This is a genomic window from Mesorhizobium sp. CA15 (assembly GCF_020165215.1).
Taxonomy (GTDB): domain Bacteria; phylum Pseudomonadota; class Alphaproteobacteria; order Rhizobiales; family Rhizobiaceae; genus Mesorhizobium.
Genome location: NZ_JAIUHQ010000017.1, coordinates 59,846 through 80,418, shown reverse-complemented (window position 1 = coordinate 80,418; position 20,573 = coordinate 59,846). Strand labels below are relative to the sequence as shown.

Genomic DNA, 20,573 nt, shown 5'->3' with positions numbered 1-20,573 from the left:
GCCCTAGGCCGCCGCACTCAGCCCCAGCCGGTCGATCGCCAGCTTGCGCGCCGAGATGTAGTCCGTCTTGCCCGAGCCCAGCACCGGGATCTCTTCCACCTTGATGATGTCGTTGGGCACCATCAGCTCGGCCGCGCCGGCCTTCTTGCCGAACTGGCGCAGCTCCTCGGCATTGGCTTCGTCAGCGGTGGTGACCAGCACGATGCGCTCGCCGCGCCTCTTGTCGGGCACTGCCACCGCCGCGTGGCGCTCTTCCGGCCATAGCGACTGCACCAGCATCTCGACGGCGCCCAGCGACACCATCTCGCCGGCGATCTTGGCGAAGCGCTTGGCCCGCCCGCGTATGGTGATGAAGCCCTCGCGGTCGACCGAGACGATATCGCCGGTATCGTGCCAGCCTTCCAGCCGCTGCAATTCGCCGGGACGGTCGGCGGTCATATAGCCCATCATCATGTTCGGCCCGTCGAGCCACAGCCGGCCGCCCTCGGCGATGCCTTCGACCGGCTCCAGCTTCATGCGGATCGCCGGCAGCGGCCGCCCGACTGTGCCGTCGCGGCTGTGGATGGCGGTGTTCACCGCCACCACGGGCGCGGCCTCGGTCAGCCCGAAACCTTCGACGATCGAGGCCTGGAAGCGGTCGCGATAGGTGCGCCGCGTCTCCGGCTTCACCGCTTCGGCGCCGGCCACGACGAAGCGCAGGCTGGAGAAGTCGCCGTCCTTGGCGGTACGGGCGTAGTTAGCCAGAAAAGTGTCGGTGCCGAACATCACGGTCGGCTTCACCTTGCGGGCGATCTCGGGGATGATCTTGTAGTGCAGCGGCGAGGGGTAGAGGAACAGCTTAACGCCGAGCACCAGCGGCAGGATGGTGCCGCCGGTCAACCCGAAGGAATGGAACACCGGCAGCACGTTGAGCAGGATGTCGGCCGGCGAGACGGAGACGCGCGCCTCGGCCTGCATGACATTGGCAAGCAGGTTGCGGTTCGACAGCACCACCGCCTTTGGCGTGCCTTCCGAGCCGGAGGTGAACAGGATGACAGCGGGCTTCGCGGCTTGCTGCCGCTGCAGCGGCAAACGCCACAGAAGCGCGGCGGCAACCTTGTCCAGGGTCGTCACATTGGCACGCACATCTTCCAGCCACAGCATTTTGGCGCCACCCGCCTCGACCGCTGCGACGATGTCGTCGATGCCCGCCTTTTCGATGAAGGCGCGGGAGGAAACCACCGTCCTGATGACGGCAGTGCGGACCGCCGCGGTCACGCTCGCCGGGCCGGCGGTGTAGTTGATCATCGCCGCCACGCGGGCAGCTGAGACCAGGCCGACGAAGGTAAGCACCACGCCATTGGCGTTGGGCAGCAGCACGCCGACCGCTTCGCCGGGCGCGGTCACCGCCTCGAAATGGCGGCCGAGCACGCGCGCGCCGATGAACAGCTTACGGTAGCTGAGCGAACCGGAAATCACATCCTCGATGATCGGGCGCGAAGGTCCGATGCGGTCGGCGGCGTCGCGCATGGCGAGGAAGAGCCCGCGATCGAGATTGGTGCCGTAAAGCCGCGCCTCGGCGAAGCGGTCGAACAGCGCGTTGGTGTTGGATGCCATGTCGGGGTTGCGCGCCACCAGCTCGGCGATGGTCATCGGCTCCAGCACACTCATCGAAAGCCGCGGGAACCAGTGGCGCGGCGCTTTTTCCTTCGGCGTCAGCGACACCGGCAGGTCACGCGTGCCGGCAACGAAGATCGGCACGATGCGTGCGTCGGACTGCATGGCGATGCGGGTGATGGCGCGAAATAGCCTGAAGGACTTGACGTCCGGTTCGACATTGTCCGGCAGGTAGACGGCGAGCCGCCCCTTGCCCTTCAGCACGCGCACCAGCCGGCGGCTGACGAAGATATGCTCGGCGTTGAAGGCGATGGTACGCGCAAGCTCGCGCCACGGCTCCAGCCAGGGCGAGCGCGCCGAAGCCTCGTCCAGGATATGCAGCGTGTCGTCGGGAAGCAGCGACAGCATCAGCGCCGGCTCGATGCGCGACTGGTGCCAGACGACATAGATGACCGGCGTCTTGGCGCTGCGGGCGATGCGCATGCGATTGTCGGCGATGCGGTAGGCGAGCTTGAACGGCACATAGAGCAGCGCCTGGGTGAAGCGCAGGTCGAGCCGGAACCGCTCGATCACGGCAATCAGCAGCCAGGCAAAGACAAGGCCCGCCAGCAGCGCCAGGGTCAGGATCATGCCGCTCTCTCCCAGTCTCCTCCAGGGCGCGGCTCTTGAGCGACCGCTTCGGTGGCAGAGGGTAGCGGAAGTGCGGGCAAGGTCAATGCGGGGTCGGAGAGCTTTCCCTTCTCCCCTTGTGGGAGAAGGTGGATCGGCGCGCAGCGCCGAGACGGATGAGGGGTGTTGGAAGAAATGAGGCGCTGGAAAATCCAGCTCTTGAGGCGCTAGCTTGCGACGCCGCGCTCCGTGCAACACCCCTCATCCGACCGAGCTTCGCTCGGCCACCTTCTCCCACAAGGGAGAAGGGGAAGACGGCGCTACGCCGCCTTCAACCTTCCGCTGATGAAGCGGAACTCCTGGCTTTTGCCGCCATAACCATAGGCCGCCGCCGGCACTTCGTGCACGAAGGCGTAGCTTTCCTCATGCACGCCGCCCAGCAGCCGGCCGAAGGCCCCGAAGATCGCCTTGAGATAGGCTTCGAGCTCGAGCTTTGTGTTGGTGCCGTCGACGACCTTGATGTCGAGCCAAAACGTGTTGGTGCCGTGCTCGGCCAGCGACTTGCCGCCGGAGAACCAGTGCTGCGGATCGATGTAGTTGACGGCGACCGCGGTGATCGTCGGATCCTTGTGCAACAGTTTCGCGGTGATATCGGTGGCCTCCGTGGCGATTGCCGCGGACAGCTTGGCGTCCGGCTTGCCGGTGATGCTGATATTGATGATCGGCATTTCTATCCTCCGAGTTGGGCGCCTCGCGCCGTCGATGGGAGGAACCATGCCATCGGCATAACATCAATAGAATCGAATTGTTTTTGACAAAAGATTCGATATCATTGAAGTATGGAGACGCTCGATCCGGATCTTCTGAAAACCTTCCTTGCCTTTGTCGACGGCGGCTCGCTCGCCAAGGCCGCATCCACCGTCGGCCGCACACCGTCAGCGGTGACCGCGCAGATGCAGCGGCTGGAGGAGATCGTCGGCGAGCCGCTGCTCATCCCGCAGGGCAGGGGACGCGGGCTGACGCCGGCCGGCGAGGATCTTGTCGGCCATGCGCGGCGCATCCTTGCCGTCCACACCGAGGCCTGGCTGGCGCTGAAGGGCGCGCGCGCCGGCGGCCACATTGCCATCGGCACGACGCAGGATTTCGCCGATCAGGGCCTGCCGGACCTGCTCCGGGCCTTCGCTGCCAGCTACCCGCGCGTCAGGGTCGAGCTGCGCGTCGGCCGTTCTATGGAACTCGGGTCGGCCCTGCAGGCAGGCCAGCTCGACCTCGCGATCACCATGCGCCATGCCCCGTCGCCGGATGAAGCGGCCCTGATCAGCGAGCCGATGCTGTGGCTCTGCTCGGAAAAAGGCTTGGCGGCACGGCAGGAGGTGGTGCCGCTGGCCCTGCTCGATCCCTATTGCGGCTTCAGGGAGGCAGCGCTCAATGCGCTCGACGCAGCCTGCCGTCGCTATCGCATCGCCGCCGGCAGCGCCAGTCTTGCCGGCCTGCGCGCCGCAGTCGATGCCGGCATCGCGTTGACGCCGCGCACCCGGCGTTTCGCCCATTCCGGCATCGTCGAGGTATCTGCCGATTTCGACCTCCCGCCGCTGCCGATGGCCGATTTCGCCATCCGGTTCGGCCGCGAAGCCGCCCGCCCGGCGCGGGACTTGGCGGAGCTGCTTGCCGGCGGCCTGGCCCTTCCGTCCTGAGGCCGGTCGCCCAAAGAAAAAGCCGACCTTTTTGAGGGTCGGCTTCTAGTCGGACGGGTCGAGGGGTTTGGGGGGACTTGGGGGGTGACCCGTCGATCCAATAATGCTCCACGGGGATGATGGTTCCGTGACCGGCGAAATATTTTTATGAACCCGCCGATTTCACCTTCAGCCAGTCGCGTCCGGCATGCGCAAAGACCGCGCAAAGCACGATGGCGCCGCCGATGATGCTGGCCATCGGTGGGAGTTCGCCCAGAAACAGCAGGGCAAACAGGATGGCGAACGGCACCTCTGCGGAACCGAGCAGGCCGGCTTCCGCCGACGGGATCAGCCGCGAGCCTTCCGTCCACAGGATCGAGGCGAGCGCGAAAGAGCAGCCGAAGGTGGCAAGCAGCGCCACGTCGCGGGCGGACACGGCCAGCGGATCGGTGACGAACCAGCCGAGCACGAAAAGCAGGAAGGCCGAGACAGCGCCCGCCCAGACGACCGGCGAGTCGCGAAAAGCGCGCACCATGATCATGTAGAGCGCGCTGCCGGCGGTCATCAGCAGCGCCAGGGCATCGCCGAACAGGTGCCCGCTGCCGAGGCCGGCGCCCACCATGATGGCGACGCCGCAAAGCGATACGGCCGCCGCGATCATCGTCTGCAGCCGGAATTTTTCCCGCACCAGAAGGAAGGCGAGCAGTGCGGCGATGAAGGGCGAGGTCGCGTAGATCACCGCGACATTGGCGACATAGGTGAATTTGAAGGCCGAGATGAAGGCGATGCTGGCGGCGGCGCCCTCGACCGCGAGCAGCCAGCCCCGCCAGCCGAGTTTCAGGCTTTCGCGCCCGCCCGAGCGGCGCCGGCGCCACAGCACGTAGAAGCTGATCAGGATCGAGCCAAAAAAACCGCGCCAGCAGGTGATCGTCAGCGGATCGGCATGGATCGACTTGGTCAGCACGCCGGTGAGCGCGAAGGCGATCGCCGATGCCGACACCAGGATGATGCCGAGCGTGCGCTCGGCGGCCACGTCGGCGGCGGCAGGCGCAAGCTTTTCCGGCATGTCGAGCGTGTCCGTCATGGCGCCAGCCTACCCAGTTGCTCCTGACAGCCTTCCGTCATGAGGCCTGCTCCCGTCTGCGGAAATGCTCGTTGCCGACGATGAGCAGGCCGGCGCCGATGATCAGCGCCGCGCCCATGAACACTTCCGTGCGCGGCACGTCGCCCCAGATGGCGTAGCCCAGCGCGAAGGCCCAGACCAGCGAGGTGTATTCGAACGGCGCAATAATCGACACCGGCGCGCGCTTCATGCCTTCGAACAGCGCATATTGCGCCACCCCGCCGAGTGCCCCGACGCTGACAAGCAAAAGAAGCTGCCGCCAATCGGGCATGCGCCACCAAAGCAGCGCCGGCACGGCCGAGAAGAGCAGGAAATAGAAATTGTTGAGCACGAGCTGGATCGTCGTGCGCTCCTGCAGCGCCGTCTTGCGCAGCAGCACCACGGCGATCCCCCAAAGGACGGCCGCTGCCAGCACCAGGAGCACCGGCACGGAGAAGCCGAGCCGGGTCGGATCGCAGGCGATGAAGACGCCGACGAAGCCGATGAACACCGCCAGCCAGCGCAGCAGCGGCACCGTCTCGCCCAGGATCAGCACGGACAGCACGGTGACGATGATCGGCGCGGCGTAATAGATGGTGGTGAGCTCGGCAAGCTGCAGCGAGCGCGCGGCGTTGTAGTAGCAAAGCCAGGCGGCGAGCGTGAAGGCGCTGCGCACCAGCATCGGCCTGACGATCGGCGAATCGATCGTGTCGGCGAACAGCCGCCTGCCGCCGACCGCGCCGCAGGCGACGAGCACGGTGATCGAGCGGACGAACATGATCTGCCAGACCGTCATGCCAGCGACGAGGAGCTTGATCGAGGCATCCTGCGCCGAAAACAGGAAATAGGCCGCGGCCGTGAACAGGATGCCGGCCAGCACCCTTTCGCGGCTTTCCAGGATGACGACATCGGCCATAAGGGCTCAGCGTGTTTGCGTGAGGCGGTTCCGCCCCGGTCGGGACCGTTGCTCCAGCTATAGGGGCGAAAGCTTGCACTGCGCTGCTCCAGCGCAGCGCTTGCGTTGGCGCAGGCCGTTCGCCGGAGGCCGGTCGGGGCTACTGCGTCGCCTGATAGAGCTCCGATGCCGCATCCTTCAGCGCGCGCCGCCCGTCCGGCCGCAGATACATCATATGGCCGCCCTCGACGACGTCGAGCCGGATCGGCTTGGCATCTGACAGCGAAGGAAGCTGGTTCACCAGATAGCGCGAGGCGAGATAGGGGGTGACAAGGTCGGTATAGCCGTTGACGATGACGACACCCAGCGCCGGGTTGAGCGAGCGGGCGCGCTGCAGGTCGTTCATCACACCGGCATAGCCTTGGCCTGATGTGCCGTAATCCCAGCTGCGGCTGACCTCGCCATTGAGCAGCCGGTAGCTGACGTCGGTGCGGTAGTTGAGCTCGTCGCGGGCGTAAGCGACGAAGGCGGAGGTCAGCACCGGAACGCTGCGGTCGAGCACCGGGTCGGGGCCGGCCTCACGGGCGCTTTGCGGCGCGATGTCGGCAGTGCCGATGGTGGCGTCGTAGGGGCTCAGAACCTTGCCGGTGGCGCGCTGGAATTCCTTGGCGAAAAGCCCGATGGGGATGCGGGCGAAATTGTGCTGGACGAGCTCCAGCGGCAGGCCGGTGATCTCCGAAATGCGCCCGCTGGCGAGCTTGCTGCCTTGCTCCAGTCCGCTGTTCAGCGCCGTCAGGTAATCGCCGAGCGCATAATGCTCGACCTCGGCCAGCCTGTCGCGCAACGCGTCGCCGCTCACGCCGTCGCCCTTCAGCCGCGTTGCCGCCAGCGAAGGCAGCTCCAGCGCCCAGTGCAGCTGGTCGAACTGGTCGGGCCGCACCAGCATGAATTCCAGCGCCGGCGAGATCAGCACGATGCCGCTGGGGCTGAGGCCGACATCCTCCTGCAGCGTGCGGGCAAGCAGCGCGGCGCGAAAGCCGCCATAGCTCTCGCCGGCAAGGAACAGCGGCGATCCGGTGCGGCCGTTCTGCGCCAGATAAAGGCGGATGAAGGCGCCGACCGAGCTGGCGTCGGCATCGACGCTCCAGAATTCCTTCGGCTCGTGCCCCGGCGCTTCGCGGCTGTAGCCGGTGCCGACCGGATCGACGAAGACGAGATCGCTTATGTCGAGCCAGCTGTCGGGGTTGTCGATGAGCTTCTGCGGCGGCCGCAGGAACTCGCCGTCGGCAGCGGTCTCGACGATGCGCGGCCCGATCGCGCCGAGATGCAGGTAAGCCGACGCAGCACCGGGCCCGCCGTTGAAGACAAAGGTGATCGGCCGCTCCTTCGCCGGGGCGGGCGACTGCTGCGAGTAGGCGACATAGAAGATCTCGGCCGTCACCTCGCCCTTGCCGGATAGCAGCGACAGCGTGCCGGCCTTGGCCTGGTAATCCAGCTTGCGCCCACCGAGCGTGATCGAATGCTCTGTCACCTGCGGAGGCGGCAACAGCGACAGCACGCCGCCGGTCGGGGCTGGACGCTCGGGTGCTTCGGCGAAGGTGGGCTGAGCGAAGGCGGCGAGCGCCAGCAGGACGAGGGAGACGAGCTTGGATCGCATGTGGGCTCCGGAAATGGTCTCGGAATAGGTATGGCCTGGGCGTGCGAAGTCAAAACAACAATCGCAAACGTTGCGATCCTTCGCGCCCCCTCTGCCCTGCCGGGCATCTCCCCCTCAAGGGGGGAGATCAGATGTCGCGTCGGCCTTCGTCATTCTCCCACGCTCGCTAATCTCCCACGCGCTGCAGAAAGGGCGCCGCCGGAGAAGCTGCCAATCTCCCCCCAGGAGGGGGAGATGTCCGGCAGGACAGAGGGGGGCGCTGTCCCGCCGGCATATCAGTGGTATCAAGGCATCAAAGGCTGATCGGAAGGACAACACAATGGACTCCACCGCCCTCAAGGCCATGCAGGCTCCGCTGAAGGACGCCTATCGCGAGGACGCCGCGCGAGCGCTGATCACGCTGAGAGCCCGTGGCACGCTCGACGACCAGTCGATCGCCTGCAAGGTGGAGACCGGTAGGGCGCTTGCTGTCGCCGGGCTTCATCCGGCCACCGGCGGCTCGGGCCTCGAGCTGTGCTCGGGAGACATGCTGCTGGAAGCGCTGGTCGCCTGCGCCGGCGTGACGCTGAAAGCGGTGGCGACCGCCTTGGAGTTCAAGCTCGGCAACGCTACCGTCGAGGCCGAGGGCGATCTCGATTTTCGCGGCACGCTGGGTGTCGCCCGCGACGCGCCGGTCGGCTTCCGCGAGATAAGACTGAAATTCGATCTCGACACCGACGAGCCGCAAGAGCGCATCGATTCGCTCATCAAACTCACCGAGCGCTACTGCGTGGTGTTCCAGACGATCAACAACAAGCCGGCGTTGAGCGTGAGCGCGCGGCGCTGAAACGACCCCTCGCGCTACTGCGCCGAGGGCGTTTCCGCATCCCCTTCATCGGTAAACGGCGAGGCGCTCGGCACGCATTGCACGGCCCAGCCCTGAGGGGTCGGCTGCTTCTGATATTCGGTGATGGCGTTGGTGCATTGTTCGCGGGTGTCGAAGGTGCTGGGCAGCACCACCATGCCGCCCTGCGGGCCGGCGATCACCAGATACCAGACCAACGCTACGCTGGGAGTAGCAGCCATGGGAATTCCTCGCTTTGAAATGTCGGAGTCGGGCCGATCCTAGCAACTCCCATGGAGCAGCGAAAGCAGCGAGGCGGCACACGCTTTCGCCGCCCCGTTCACAGACCCGTGAATAGAGGGGTCGCGACGCCTCAGGCACCCAGGCTTTATTCCGGCTGCCGGTAGGCGACGAAGCGGTTGTGCTTGGCCTGGAAGATCAGGCCGGTTTCCTTCAGTTCCGGGCTTGCCAGGGGCACGATGCGCTTGGCGATCTCGGACGGATGCGGCAGCGTCTCCGGGTCTTCGCCGGGCATGGCCTGCGCCCGCATTGCGGTGCGGGTTGCGCCCGGATCGGCGGCGTTCACCCTCAGCGGCAGGCTCTCGGTTTCATGTGCCCAGGAACGCATCATCGTTTCGACCGCCGCTTTCGAGGCCGCGTAGGGCGCCCAGAAGGCGCGCGCCGAATGCGCCGCATTGGACGACAGGATGATGGCGCGGCCGGCGTCGGAGAGCCTGAGCAGCGGATCGACCGAGCGGATCAGCCGCCAGGTCGCCGTCACGTTGATGGTCATCACCTTCTCGAAGGTCTTGGCCTCGACATGGCCGATCGGCGAGATGACGCCGAGCACGCCGGCATTGGCGACCAGGATATCGAGCTTGCCCCAGCGCTCATGGATCGCGCCGCCCAGCCGGTCGATGCCGGCCATGTCGGCAAGATCGAGCGGCACCAGCGTCGCCTGGCCGCGGCCATCGGCCTTGATCTGGTCGTCCAGCTCTTCCAGCCCGCCGACCGTGCGCGCCACCGCGATCACATGCGCGCCTGCTGCGGCCAGCTCCCTGGCGATGAAATAGCCGATGCCGCGCGAGGCGCCGGTTACGACCGCCACGCGGCCGGAAAGGTCGAGGGTCATGTGAGAGATTCCATAAGGCGCGAAACAGCTCGGCGAAGGCAATTGATAGTCCGGGCGCCCTACGCCCCGCCGCTCGCCAGCAGCGACAGCGTGCGCACATTGTCGTGGCCTTCGAAGTCGAGCAGGCGGGTGGGGTACTGTCCCGTGAAGCAGGCGTCGCAGAATTGCGGCTGGTCGTTGTCGCGGCCGGCCTCGCCGACGGCGCGGTAGAGCCCGTCGATCGACAGGAAGCCGAGCGAATCGACGCGGATGAACTCCGCCATCTCCTCGACCGACATGCGCGACGCAAGCAGCTTCGACTTCTCCGGCGTGTCGACGCCGTAGAAGCAGGACGCGCTGGTCGGCGGCGAGGCGATGCGCATATGCACTTCCCTGGCGCCGGCGTCGCGCACCATCTGCACGATCTTCTGGCTGGTGGTGCCGCGCACGATCGAATCGTCGACCAGCACCACGCGCTTGCCCTCGATCATGCGGCGGTTGGCGTTGTGCTTGAGCTTCACGCCCATGTGGCGGATGGAATCGCCTGGTTGGATGAAGGTGCGGCCGACATAGTGATTGCGGATGATGCCGAGCTCGAAGGGAATGCCGGCGGCCTGGGAGAAGCCGATCGCGGCCGGCGTGCCGGAATCCGGCACCGGCACGACGATGTCGGCCTCGACCGGGCTTTCCTGCGCGAGTTCCGCGCCAATGCGCTTCCTCACATCATAGACGTTGCGGCCTTCGACCGAGGAATCCGGCCGCGCGAAATAGACATATTCGAAGATGCAGAAGCGCGTCTTCTGCGGCTCGAACGGGAAGATGCTTTCGATGCCCTTCGCGGTGACCACCACCATCTCGCCGGGCTTGATGTCGCGCACGAAGCGGGCGCCGATAATGTCGAGCGCGCAGGTTTCGGAAGCGAGGATCCAGGCGCCGTCGAGGTCGCCAAGCACCAGCGGGCGGATGCCGAGCGGATCGCGGCAGCCGATCATCTTCTTGGCGGTCATCGCCACCAGCGAGAAGGCGCCTTCGACCTGGCGGATCGCATCGATGAAACGCGAATTCAAATCGCGCTCCTTGCTGGTCGCGACCAGATGCAGCAGCGTCTCTGTGTCGGAGGTCGAGGAGAAGATCGAGCCCTGCTTCTGCAGCGCGCGCTGCACGGTGAGCGCGTTGGTGAGGTTGCCGTTGTGGGCCACGGCAAGACCGCCTTCCGCGAGCTCGGCGAAGAAGGGCTGGATGTTGCGCAGCCCGGCGCCGCCGGTGGTGGCGTAGCGCGTGTGGCCGATCGCGCGGTTGCCTTGCAGGCTGTCGATGACGCGCTGTTTGGTGAAGGTATCGCCGATCAGGCCGACATGGCGTTCGACGTGGAACTGGGTGCCGTCATAGGAGACGATGCCGGCCGCTTCCTGGCCACGATGCTGCAGGGCATGAAGGCCGAGTGTGACGATGGCCGCCGCGTCCTGCCGGCCGAAGATGCCGAACACGCCGCATTCGTCATGAAAATGATCGTCGGCCTCGGCGGAAAGGACCTTGCCTTCATCTGCCGTTGAGTCTGCCATCTGGTGCTCAAGCTCCGCTAAAGCCGCCATATAAGGCGATCTCTCGCCGAACGCAACGCACGCTTTTTTGCATTCACAACCGGCGCCAAGCCGGCCCGCAATCAGTTTGCCGGCGCTGGAGCCGGGGCGGGCGCTGGCGTGGCCGGCGCCGGCTCGTTGTCGGCAGGCGCCTCGCCCTCGCTGTCGTCTGGCGCCGGCGCGTTGTCGTCGCCTGCTGGAGGCTCGGCCGCGGGCTGGTCAGTCGTGGCCGGTGCGCCGGCCTGCGGCGTGCCCTTATGGGTGTATTTGTTGACCAGTTCCTCGGTGTTTTCCGGCAGCACGCTTTCGAGCTTGGCGCCGATCGTCTCCAGCAACGGCCGCGACTTGGCGTTGGCGATCCAGGCAGGCGCCTTGGCGCCGGCCAGCCAGTTGAAGAACAGCAGCGCCACCGCGACCACCAGGATGCCGCGCGCCGCGCCATAGAGAAAGCCGAGCGTGCGGTCGAGCGCGCCGATGCGCGAATCGATGATCCAGTCGGCGAGCTTCATGGTGATGACGGAGACGACGATCAGCGCGATGAGGAAGACGATGCCCGCCGAAGCCGCCATCGCGATCTTGTCGTTGTCGACATAGGGCTGAACATAGGGCAGGACCGGCTTGTAGAAGAAGAAAGCCGCCGCCGCCGCCGCCGCCCAGGAAACCACCGAGAGCACTTCGCGGGAGAAGCCGCGCACCATGGCGAGCATTGCTGAGACCAGGGTGAAGCCGACGAGGATTCCGTCTAGCAGCGTAATCGGCATGGTTCTCGCCCCACTTCCTGTCTTACGGCCCGACGAGCCGCATCACTCCCCGTCGTCGGCACGACCGCGCCGTGAGCCGGCTATGCGCGCCACAAGGTCGGCAAGCTCGGTGGGCTGGAAAGCGCCGGCCCCGATCCCCCCGGCAAGTTCCTCGCTGCCGAGCGGCAGCACCGCGCTTCCAAAACCCAGCTTTTCGGCTTCCTTGAGGCGCTGCTGCGCATGCGCAACCGGCCTCACGGCGCCCGATAGGCTGATTTCGCCGAAATAGACGCAATCGGCGGGAAGGGCAAGACCGGTGAGTGACGAAACCAGCGCCGCGGCGACCGCGAGATCGGCCGCCGGCTCCGAGATCCGATAGCCGCCGGCGACGTTGAGATAGACGTCGTGCTGGCCGAAGCGGACGCCGCAATGCGCCTCCAGCACGGCGAGCACCATCGACAGCCGCGCGCCGTCCCAGCCGACGACGGCGCGGCGCGGCGTGCCGAGCGAGGAAGGCGCGACAAGCGCCTGGATCTCGACCAGCACCGGCCTCGTGCCTTCCATGCCGGCGAAAACCGCGGCGCCCGGCGACTTTGCGTGGCGTTCGCCGAGGAAAAGCTCGGATGGATTGGAAACCTCGCGCAGCCCCTTGTCCGACATTTCGAACACGCCGATCTCGTCGGTCGGCCCAAAGCGGTTCTTCACCGTGCGCAGGATGCGGAAGTGGTGATTGCCTTCGCCCTCGAAGTAGAGCACGCCGTCGACCATGTGCTCGACGACGCGAGGGCCGGCGATCTGGCCTTCCTTGGTGACATGGCCAACGAGCACGATCGCCGCGCCTGTGGATTTCGCGTAGCGGATCATCGCCTGGGCGGCGGCGCGCACTTGGGTGACGGTGCCCGGCGCCGAATCGGCAAGGTCCGTCCACAGCGTCTGAATGGAATCGAGGATGACGAGGTCCGGCCGCTTGCCGTCGGCGATGGTCGCCAGGATGTCCTCGACATTGGTTTCGGCCGCAAGCTCGACCGGCGTCGAGGCGACGCCGAGGCGCTGCGCTCTCAGCCTGATCTGCGCCACGGCTTCCTCGCCCGAGACATAGACAATGCGGTGGCCTTTCGAGGCGAGCGCGGCGGCTGCCTGCGTCAAGAGCGTCGACTTGCCGATGCCGGGATCGCCGCCGACCAGAAGGGCCGAGCCGCGCACGAAGCCGCCGCCGGTGGCGCGGTCGAGCTCGCCGATGCCCGACACGATGCGCGGCGCGTCCTCGATGTCGCCCGACAGGCTGGTCAGCACCACGGCACGCCCTTTGCGGGCGTTGCGCGCGTTGGCCGGCCCCGAGCCGATGCCGCCGGACGTGCCTTCCTCGACCAGCGTGTTCCACTCGCCGCAGGCATCGCATTTGCCGGCCCAGCGCTGATGCACCGAGCCGCAATTCTGGCAGATGAACTGAACGCGTGATTTGGCCATTAATTCATCGATTCCAACAAGTATTTCTGGCGATCCCAATAAACCGGCAAGGCCTCTTCAATCGTGTCGAAATGAGTGCGGCGCTGTCCGTTGCTCTGAGCCCAATTGTCGTATGCCGACAAACATGCATACCTGAACAAACCGACCGCCAAATCGTTCTCACGCCTGACTTCTTCGTGCAATGTTTCCAACAAGCGTCCAAGTGCGAAGGAGAGACGCTGATTCTGCAGCAGGTGCATGAGAAGAAATGCACACCCGATCGCGGCGATAGACGTGTCGTACCGAGACTCCACTGACCAAAGCGCCAAAACGCCTAGTAGATCGTCGATGTCCGAGGGGGCTCCCAAGCGCCAGATCCGATATAGGCCGGTCACCGCCGCGGCGCGGGCGTAGTCGTCAGTTTGCTTGGCAAGGAATTTCCTCACCAATTTCACATTCTCGGCTACCGGATCGCTCGAATAGCAGAACACCAGCAAAGCGGCGTGCGACTCCACTTGAGAAGTTGATCCAGCTGATTTCAGATAATCAGTAAGTTGAATGCGCTCCTCTTTAGAGATTTCGTACGCCTTAAACTTCATCCGTTGATAGATATCGCTGAAGTCCAATCAGCTACCCCCAAACAAAACGCTACTCGAACCTCTCCGGCAGATGATGCTCTTCCGCCAGATCCGAGAACCGCGTGAATTCGCCGTGGAAGGCCAGGCTGACGGTACCGGTCGGTCCGTGGCGCTGCTTGGCGATGATGCACTCGGCCTTGCCGCGCGCCTCGTTCATCTCGTTTTCCCACTTGATGTATTCCTCGGTGCCGAGCTTCGGCTCGCGGTTCTTGAGGTAATATTCCTCGCGATAGACGAACAGCACCACGTCGGCGTCCTGCTCGATGGAGCCGGATTCGCGCAGGTCCGAGAGCTGCGGGCGCTTGTCGTCGCGGCTTTCGACCTGACGCGACAGCTGCGACAGCGCGATGATCGGCACGCCGAGCTCCTTGGCCAGAGCCTTCAGGCCCGTGGTGATCTCGGTGATTTCCTGCACGCGGTTCTGCGAGGCGCGCGCGGAGGAGCCCTGCATCAGCTGGATATAGTCGATGACGATGAGGTCGAGGCCGCGCTGGCGCTTCAGACGCCGCGCGCGGGCGGAAAGCTGCGCGATCGAGATACCGCCGGTCTGGTCGATGAACAGCGGGATCTTCTGCATCGTCTGCGAGCAGGCGACCAGTTTTTCGAAATCCATCTCGGTGATCTCGCCGCGGCGGATCTTCGAGGACGAGATCTCGGTCTGCTCGGAGATGATGCGGGTGGCCAGCTGCTCCGACGACATTTCGAGCGAGAAGAAGCCGACGACGCCGCCATTGGCGGCCTTGAAGCTGCCATCGGCTTGCTGCGCCGGAACGTAAGCCTCGGCAATGTTGAAGGCGATGTTGGTGGCCAACGAGGTCTTGCCCATGCCCGGACGTCCGGCGAGCACGATCAGGTCGGAGGGCTGCAGGCCGCCCATGCGGCGATCGAGGTCGCGCAGTCCGGTGGCGATGCCCGACAGGTGGCCGTCACGCATATAGGCGGCGTTGGCCATGTCGACGGCGGTCTTGACCGCATCGTTGAAGCTCTCGAAGCCGCCATCATAGCGGCCGGTTTCGGCAAGCTCGAACAGCCGCCGCTCGGCGTCCTCGATCTGATCGGACGGCGACATGTCGACCGGCGCGTCATAGGCGATATTGACCATGTCCTCGCCGACGGTGATCAGCGCGCGGCGCGTCGCAAGGTCGTAGATGGCGCGGCCATAATCGGTGGCGTTGACGACGGTGACGGCCTCGACGGCGAGGCGCACGACATATTGCGCCACCGTCATGTCGCCGACCTTCTCGTCGGCCGGCAGGAAGGTCTTGAGCGTGATCGGCGTCGCGATCTTGCCCATGCGGATGAGCTCGGCCGCGATCTCGAAGATGCGGCGGTGCAGCGGCTCGTAGAAATGCGCCGGCTTCAAGAAATCGGAGACACGATAGAAGGCGTCGTTGTTGACGAGGATGGCGCCGAGCAGCGCCTGCTCGGCCTCGATGTTGTTCGGTGCCTCGCGATAGAGCGGCGTTTCCGCCGCGCCGAATTTCAGTGCCGCCTCTGCCATGATATCCCCGGTTTCGATCCCGCTGTCCTCGATATCAGAACGGGAAGATTCGATGCTGACCTTTCTGCAACACCCTCGGTCCAACCAGCTTGACGCCCCAGTGTTCACAGGATCGGCAAACCATCCACAGGACAGTATTCCGGGGGCCTGATTCCGGTTGACTCGGCAAGCGGCCATTCTTAGTTGCAAATTTGGAACGAAGCAAGAACATTCGGGCGACCGATTGTCGTCGAACGCTCACTCACAACCGATCCGCCGCATCCGCTCGCGCAGAGAATCGCGGACGCTCGAGATTGGCCGGGGCGCCCGAGCTTCGTCATCCACGGGCGGAGCAAGGAGCGAAGCGACGCGCGCAGACCCGAGGATCCATTCCGTGACCTGTGAGCGTCGCGGCGAGCCAGAACAAGCTCCGTTCTGCGCGGCCTTCATTCTTCGCGCAACGTCACGGAATGGATCTTCGGGTCTACGCGTCCGCTTCGCTCCCGCTCCGCCCGTGGATGACGAAGCTCGGGCGCTTCGGCTAATCGTCGAAGTAGCGACCGGCGCTTCTTCCTCCTCGAGCCTACGCTCCCTCAGCCCAGCGTGTCGCCCCAGTCAGCCCGTCGCGCCGCCTTGAACAACTCGCCGTCGCGCTTGCTGAACAGGCGCTCGCCGGCGCTGCCGTCCGGTTGGCAGAGTTTTAGCACCACCTTGCCGGAGCCCCCCTTTGGCGGCGCGATCACCCGCGCCGAATGCGCCGGCGCCGGCTGCCGGGAGGCGGCGAGGTAGATGAACTTCTCGTCCTCCCATGGCACCTCGGCCTCCTTGACCAGGCGATGCAGGCGCGAACGGGCGACGCGGCGCGCGAAATGGCACCAGTCGGGCGGAGCAAGCGGGCAGGGCGCCGCGTGCGGGCAGGGTGCCGAAACATGCGCGCCGGCCGCAATCAGTTGGCGGCGCGCGGCAAGGATGCGCTGCCAGCCGGCGGGCGTGCCGGGCTCGACGATGAGCAATGTGTCGACCGTGAGCCGCCAGAGGCGGTCGATGAGGCTCGGCAGGGATAAAGGCACGATCTCGTCCAGCACATAGGCGGCGCTGACGAGGTCGGCGGGCATGATGCCGTCGAGATCGATGGTCGCGTCGCCGGCGATCCAGTCGGCGCGGGCCGTGATCGCGCCTTCCGCGAGCGCCTGGCCGATCCTGCGCACGGCAGCGCTTGCCTCGACCAGCACCGCCCGTTCCAGCTCAGGCCAGGCGTCAGTCGTGGCCCAAAGCATGGTGCCAGGTCCAGCGCCGACATCGAGCAGGCTCGCCGGCCGGAAGTCGGGGCGAGCCTCGATCAGGGCATCAAGGCCGGCGCGCACGGCGGCATAAGTGGCGGGCAGCCGCGTCGCCAGATAGGCCTTGACGGCCATGTCTTCGCCCATATGCAGGCGGCCGTCGCGCAGCTCGGCGCGGTAGCGCTCCGAGAGCGTCCGCGCCGCCTGCTTCAGCGCCGGCAATGGTACGTTCTCCAAGAGGCTGTCGACGCCTTGCCGGAGCGGGGCGGGCAGTTCCATCTCAGGCTCCCCTCGGCGCAAGCAGGATGACCGAGGCGCCGACGATGCAGACCGCAGCGCCGGCCAGATCCCAGCGGTCGGGGCGCACGCCTTCGACCAGCCACAGCCAGCCGAGCGAGGCGGCGATGTAGATGCCGCCATAAGCGGCGTAGGCGCGGCCCGCCGCATCCGTGCCGACCAGCGACAGCAGCGTCGCGAACAGCGCCAGCGAGATGAGGCCGGGGAGAAGCCAGAGCGCCGACTTCTCCAACCGCCACCACGCCCAGAACGAAAAGCAGCCGGCGATCTCGGCAAGAGCGGCTGCGGTGTAGATGAGGTAGGTCATGAAAAAAGGTCTCGCGAACGAGACCTTTTTCGTGGCGTCAGGCCGCAATGGCAAGCGGCATTGCGCGGCTACCCCACCTTCTTGCGGCGGGTCGGCTTGGAGGGCGCCGGCGCCGCCGGCTCCTGGTGGCCGATATCGCGCAGCTCCAGCGCCTTCTCGCATTTGGCCATGTAGTCGCGCGTCATCGGCAGCGTGTCGTTCTTCTTGGCGATCTGCAACTGGAAGATCACCAGGTCCTGCCAGCGGAAGGCGGCCTCGGAAGCGGCGAGATAGAACTCCCACATGCGGCAGAAGCGCTCGTCATAGATCGCTTTCGCCTTGTCGCGGTTGGCGGCGAAGCGCTCGCCCCAATGCTTGAGCGTGTCGGCGTAATGCAGCCGCAGGATTTCGATATCGGTGACGACGAGGCCCGACTTCTCGATCGCCGGCATCACCTCCGACATCGCAGGGATGTAGCCGCCCGGGAAAATGTATTTGCGGACGAAGGCGCTGGTCGCCCACGGCACGCCGGAACGGCCGATTGTATGGAGCAGCATCACGCCGTCGGGCTTGAGCAGCGTCGCGGCCTTGTCGAAGAAGGTGCGGTAGTGATTGACGCCGACATGCTCGAACATGCCGACCGAGACGATGCGGTCGAAACGTTCGTTGATGTGGCGATAATCCTTGAGTTCGAAATGCACGCGGTCCTGCAGGCCCTGCGCATGCGCTCGATCGGTGGCGACGCCATGCTGTTCGGTGGAGAGGGTGACGCCCTGCACGTCGACGTCGAAGACCTTGGCGAGATAGAGGCCCAGCCCGCCCCAGCCGGAGCCGATGTCGAGCACCGTCTGGCCGGCCTTGAGCCGCAGCTTGGCGGCGATGTGGCGCTTCTTGGCAAGCTGCGCCTCGTCGAGCGTCATGTCGGGCTGCTCGAAATAGGCGCAGGAATACTGCATGTCCTCGTCGAGGAAGAGCTTGTAGAGCTCGCCCGAGAGATCGTAGTGGCGTTGGACGTTGCGGCGCGAGCGCGCAGCGGTGTTGATCTGCTGTAGCCGGCGGAAGGCATGGCGCAGCCCCTCGATCGCCTTCGACCAGGTCACGTCGATGCCGCTCGATCCCATGTTCTGGAACGCGATGCGCATCAGGCCGAGAACGCCGCCCTCGATCACGTCGAGCTCGCCGTCCATATAGGCTTCGGGCACCGCCAGCATCGGATCGAAGGTGATGGCGCGCTCGGCATGCGTGGTCTTGATGTGGATATGCACCGGCTCGCCGCTGCCGTCGCCGAACTTGTGCGTCGCGCCCTTCGGCCCCGTCACCTTGAGGTCGCCGGCCCGCACCAGGCGTTCGAGAACGTGTTTCAACAGGATATTCATGACCAAATGTCCCCTCAGTCGGATCACCCGGTAATCGGACTGGAATGCCAGATCGAAAATGCCACGGCGCTTCGCCCGCGTCCAATCGACGCGCCACGCTGTAATGTGCACAAGATATGGGGTGTCGAAAAGTTCCTTTTGGCACAAAAAAGCCCGGGTCGAAGACCCGGGCGTTGGTCCAGAAATCCTGGACGTCTGCGAACCGAAGCGACGCTTCGGAGGATATACCGATCAGGCGTTCTCTTCGCCGCCTTCGAATTCGGCGTTCGGGTCGAAGAAATTCTCCGGCCGGGCGTTGTCGTTGATGTCCTCGCCATAGATCGCTTCGGCGGTGGTCAGCGTCTCGCCCTTGGCCTGGCGCTCCGCCTCGTCGGCCGAACGGGCGACGTTGAGCGTCACTGTGACCTCGACTTCCGGATGCAGCGCGATCACCACGTTGGAGAGGCCGATGGTCTTGATCGGCTGGTTGAGCTCGACCTGGTTGCGGTTGACGGTGAAGCCTTCGGCGATCAGCAGATCAGCGATGTCGCGGGTCGACACCGAGCCGTAGAGCTGACCGGTCTCGCCGGCCGAGCGCACCACGATGAAGCTCTTGCCGTCGAGCTTCTCGGCGACCTGCATGGCCTCCGACTTACGCTCCAGGTTGCGGGCTTCGAGCTGGGCGCGCTGGCCCTCGAACTTCTTCTTGTTGGCTTCGTTGGCGCGCAGCGCCTTGCCCTGCGGCAGCAGGAAATTGCGGGCGAATCCGTCCTTGACCTTGACGGTCTCGCCCATCTGGCCGAGGCGGGAAATGCGCTCGAGGAGAATGACTTCCATGGTTTCGTTCCTTCGGTTGGCGCCGGCCGGAAGGCTGGCGCAATGATCTGGAACAGGTCAGGAAGCTCTTTGCGGCGCTCGCCGCTCTTGTCGCTGTCCTGCCTGTCTTGGCAGTTAGAGGCCATCCGGCCCCAACTCGGGATTTGACTTGAACCGCGGCGCCCGTCGCCGTGGGTGGGGATGCGGGCGCCAAGCGCCCGCATCGAACTTTCAGGCCTCAGCGAACCACGTAGGGCAGCAGGCCGAGGAAGCGGGCGCGCTTGATCGCCTTGGCGAGCTCGCGCTGCTTCTTCTGGCTGACGGCGGTGATGCGCGAGGGCACGATCTTGCCGCGTTCGGAAATGTAGCGCTGCAGGAGACGCACGTCCTTGTAGTCGATCTTGGGCGCGTTGGCGCCGGAGAACGGGCAGGTCTTGCGGCGGCGGTGGAAGGGGCGCCGGGTCGGGATCTGGTTGATGTCGACCATTATTCTGCACCTCCTTCAACGCCTTCGCGCGGACGGCGCGGGCCACGGTCGCCGCCGTCACGGTCGCCGAACGAACGCGGGCCGCGGTCACCGCGGTCGCGGTCGCCGAACGAACGCGGGCCACGGTCGCGGTCGCCGAAGCCGCCGCGCTCGGAGCGCTCTTCGCGCTTCTGCATCATCGCCGAGGCGCCTTCCTCATGCGCTTCCACCTTGATGGTGAGGAAGCGAAGGACGTCTTCCGACAGGCCCATCTGGCGCTCCATTTCGTTGAGCGCGGCCGGCGGGCAGGTGATGTCCATCAGCGTATAGTAAGCCTTCCGGTTCTTCTTGACCCGGTAGGTGAGGGACTTCAGTCCCCAGTTCTCGATCCGGCCGACCGAGCCGCCATTCGCCGTGATGACGCCCTTGTACTGTTCGACAAGCGCATCAACCTGCTGTTGCGACAGGTCCTGCCGGGCAAGAAACACATGTTCGTAAAGAGCCATTATGTTTAAGTGCCTTTCTTCGTTTCTCTCACCGGCCCTCGCGGCTAAGCCTCTGCAACTTGTCTGACCCGTTCGCGAAAGAGCGGGGAAGAAAGGAGCATCACGAGACGGTCGAGAGCGGAGACACGGGAGGCTGGAAGCCCTTCCGGCTTCGTGTCGCGACCTTCGAAAAGGCCACGGCCCTCCGTTCAGCCCCCAGCAAGGACCGGCAGATTGC

At 65.4% G+C, this 20,573-nt stretch carries 20 protein-coding genes; 2 read left to right on the top strand and 18 right to left on the bottom strand.

Translation table 11 applies throughout. The annotated features are described in order from the left end of the window. Positions 1 to 3: 3 nt before the first annotated feature. Both LB515_RS23295 and LB515_RS23290 read right to left on the bottom strand, forming a co-directional pair. Entirely contained in the window at positions 4 to 2,226 is a 2,223-nt protein-coding gene (locus LB515_RS23295) for an AMP-binding protein (protein ID WP_224709092.1), read from the bottom strand. Between the two features lie 299 nt (positions 2,227 to 2,525). Next, positions 2,526 to 2,933, bottom strand: a complete 408-nt coding sequence (locus tag LB515_RS23290) for a tautomerase family protein (RefSeq protein ID WP_224709091.1) — start codon at positions 2,931 to 2,933, stop codon at positions 2,526 to 2,528. 111 nt (positions 2,934 to 3,044) lie between these two features. Between LB515_RS23290 and LB515_RS23285 the strand changes: the two genes are divergently transcribed. Next, entirely contained in the window at positions 3,045 to 3,899 is an 855-nt protein-coding gene (locus LB515_RS23285; RefSeq protein ID WP_224709090.1) for a LysR substrate-binding domain-containing protein, read from the top strand. Between the two features lie 145 nt (positions 3,900 to 4,044). On the opposite strand, the gene LB515_RS23280 is transcribed toward LB515_RS23285, so the two are convergent. From LB515_RS23280 to LB515_RS23270, 3 genes are all read right to left on the bottom strand, one after another. Further along, the gene (locus LB515_RS23280) at positions 4,045 to 4,962 is read right to left on the bottom strand and encodes a DMT family transporter (protein WP_224607247.1); all 918 of its coding nucleotides are present in this window, start codon (positions 4,960 to 4,962) and stop codon (positions 4,045 to 4,047) included. Between the two features lie 37 nt (positions 4,963 to 4,999). Next, complete coding sequence (locus LB515_RS23275) at positions 5,000 to 5,896, bottom strand: DMT family transporter (RefSeq protein ID WP_224709089.1); 897 nt, start codon at positions 5,894 to 5,896, stop codon at positions 5,000 to 5,002. A 139-nt stretch (positions 5,897 to 6,035) separates the two neighbouring features. After that, positions 6,036 to 7,532: a S10 family peptidase gene (locus LB515_RS23270; RefSeq protein ID WP_224709088.1), complete on the bottom strand. Its 1,497-nt coding sequence runs from the start codon at positions 7,530 to 7,532 to the stop codon at positions 6,036 to 6,038. Positions 7,533 to 7,851: 319 nt separating this feature from the next. Between LB515_RS23270 and LB515_RS23265 the strand changes: the two genes are divergently transcribed. Further along, positions 7,852 to 8,358 carry an OsmC family protein gene (locus LB515_RS23265; protein WP_224709087.1) on the top strand — a complete coding sequence of 169 codons (507 nt, stop codon included), beginning with the start codon at positions 7,852 to 7,854 and terminating at the stop codon, positions 8,356 to 8,358. A gap of 14 nt (positions 8,359 to 8,372) precedes the next feature. Here LB515_RS23265 and LB515_RS23260 read toward each other — a convergent pair whose 3' ends face one another. The 13 genes from LB515_RS23260 to rpsF form a co-directional block, all read right to left on the bottom strand. After that, the gene (locus tag LB515_RS23260) at positions 8,373 to 8,597 is read right to left on the bottom strand and encodes a hypothetical protein (RefSeq protein WP_041008353.1); all 225 of its coding nucleotides are present in this window, start codon (positions 8,595 to 8,597) and stop codon (positions 8,373 to 8,375) included. Positions 8,598 to 8,743: 146 nt separating this feature from the next. Continuing rightward, positions 8,744 to 9,487 carry an SDR family NAD(P)-dependent oxidoreductase gene (locus tag LB515_RS23255; RefSeq protein WP_224709086.1) on the bottom strand — a complete coding sequence of 248 codons (744 nt, stop codon included), beginning with the start codon at positions 9,485 to 9,487 and terminating at the stop codon, positions 8,744 to 8,746. Positions 9,488 to 9,546: 59 nt separating this feature from the next. Then, the gene (gene purF, locus LB515_RS23250; protein ID WP_224544086.1) at positions 9,547 to 11,028 is read right to left on the bottom strand and encodes an amidophosphoribosyltransferase; all 1,482 of its coding nucleotides are present in this window, start codon (positions 11,026 to 11,028) and stop codon (positions 9,547 to 9,549) included. Positions 11,029 to 11,129: 101 nt separating this feature from the next. Then, positions 11,130 to 11,807 carry a CvpA family protein gene (locus tag LB515_RS23245; protein WP_140636064.1) on the bottom strand — a complete coding sequence of 226 codons (678 nt, stop codon included), beginning with the start codon at positions 11,805 to 11,807 and terminating at the stop codon, positions 11,130 to 11,132. A gap of 42 nt (positions 11,808 to 11,849) precedes the next feature. Next, positions 11,850 to 13,253: a DNA repair protein RadA gene (gene radA / locus LB515_RS23240; protein WP_224605532.1), complete on the bottom strand. Its 1,404-nt coding sequence runs from the start codon at positions 13,251 to 13,253 to the stop codon at positions 11,850 to 11,852. Beyond that, on the bottom strand, positions 13,253 to 13,858 hold the full coding sequence (locus LB515_RS23235; RefSeq protein ID WP_224709085.1) for a hypothetical protein: 606 nt from the start codon (positions 13,856 to 13,858) through the stop codon (positions 13,253 to 13,255). The genes radA and LB515_RS23235 overlap by 1 nt, the downstream gene beginning before the upstream one ends. A 22-nt stretch (positions 13,859 to 13,880) precedes the next feature. Further along, positions 13,881 to 15,371, bottom strand: coding sequence for a replicative DNA helicase (locus LB515_RS23230; protein WP_095766996.1), 1,491 nt, complete (start codon positions 15,369 to 15,371; stop codon positions 13,881 to 13,883). A gap of 572 nt (positions 15,372 to 15,943) precedes the next feature. Further along, positions 15,944 to 16,909, bottom strand: coding sequence for a small ribosomal subunit Rsm22 family protein (locus tag LB515_RS23225; RefSeq protein WP_224709084.1), 966 nt, complete (start codon positions 16,907 to 16,909; stop codon positions 15,944 to 15,946). A gap of 1 nt (position 16,910) precedes the next feature. Continuing rightward, positions 16,911 to 17,234 carry a YnfA family protein gene (locus LB515_RS23220; RefSeq protein WP_224709083.1) on the bottom strand — a complete coding sequence of 108 codons (324 nt, stop codon included), beginning with the start codon at positions 17,232 to 17,234 and terminating at the stop codon, positions 16,911 to 16,913. 68 nt (positions 17,235 to 17,302) lie between these two features. Further along, positions 17,303 to 18,589, bottom strand: coding sequence for an SAM-dependent methyltransferase (locus LB515_RS23215; RefSeq protein ID WP_224709082.1), 1,287 nt, complete (start codon positions 18,587 to 18,589; stop codon positions 17,303 to 17,305). Positions 18,590 to 18,820: 231 nt separating this feature from the next. Next, complete coding sequence (gene rplI / locus LB515_RS23210; RefSeq protein WP_224709081.1) at positions 18,821 to 19,405, bottom strand: 50S ribosomal protein L9; 585 nt, start codon at positions 19,403 to 19,405, stop codon at positions 18,821 to 18,823. A 217-nt stretch (positions 19,406 to 19,622) separates the two neighbouring features. Continuing rightward, positions 19,623 to 19,871 (bottom strand): 30S ribosomal protein S18, encoded by a 249-nt coding sequence (gene rpsR / locus LB515_RS23205; RefSeq protein ID WP_006203718.1) that lies wholly within the window; start codon positions 19,869 to 19,871, stop codon positions 19,623 to 19,625. Further along, positions 19,871 to 20,356, bottom strand: a complete 486-nt coding sequence (gene rpsF, locus LB515_RS23200; protein ID WP_095767001.1) for a 30S ribosomal protein S6 — start codon at positions 20,354 to 20,356, stop codon at positions 19,871 to 19,873. Before rpsF ends, rpsR begins: the two co-directional genes overlap by 1 nt. Positions 20,357 to 20,573: the final 217 nt, after the last annotated feature.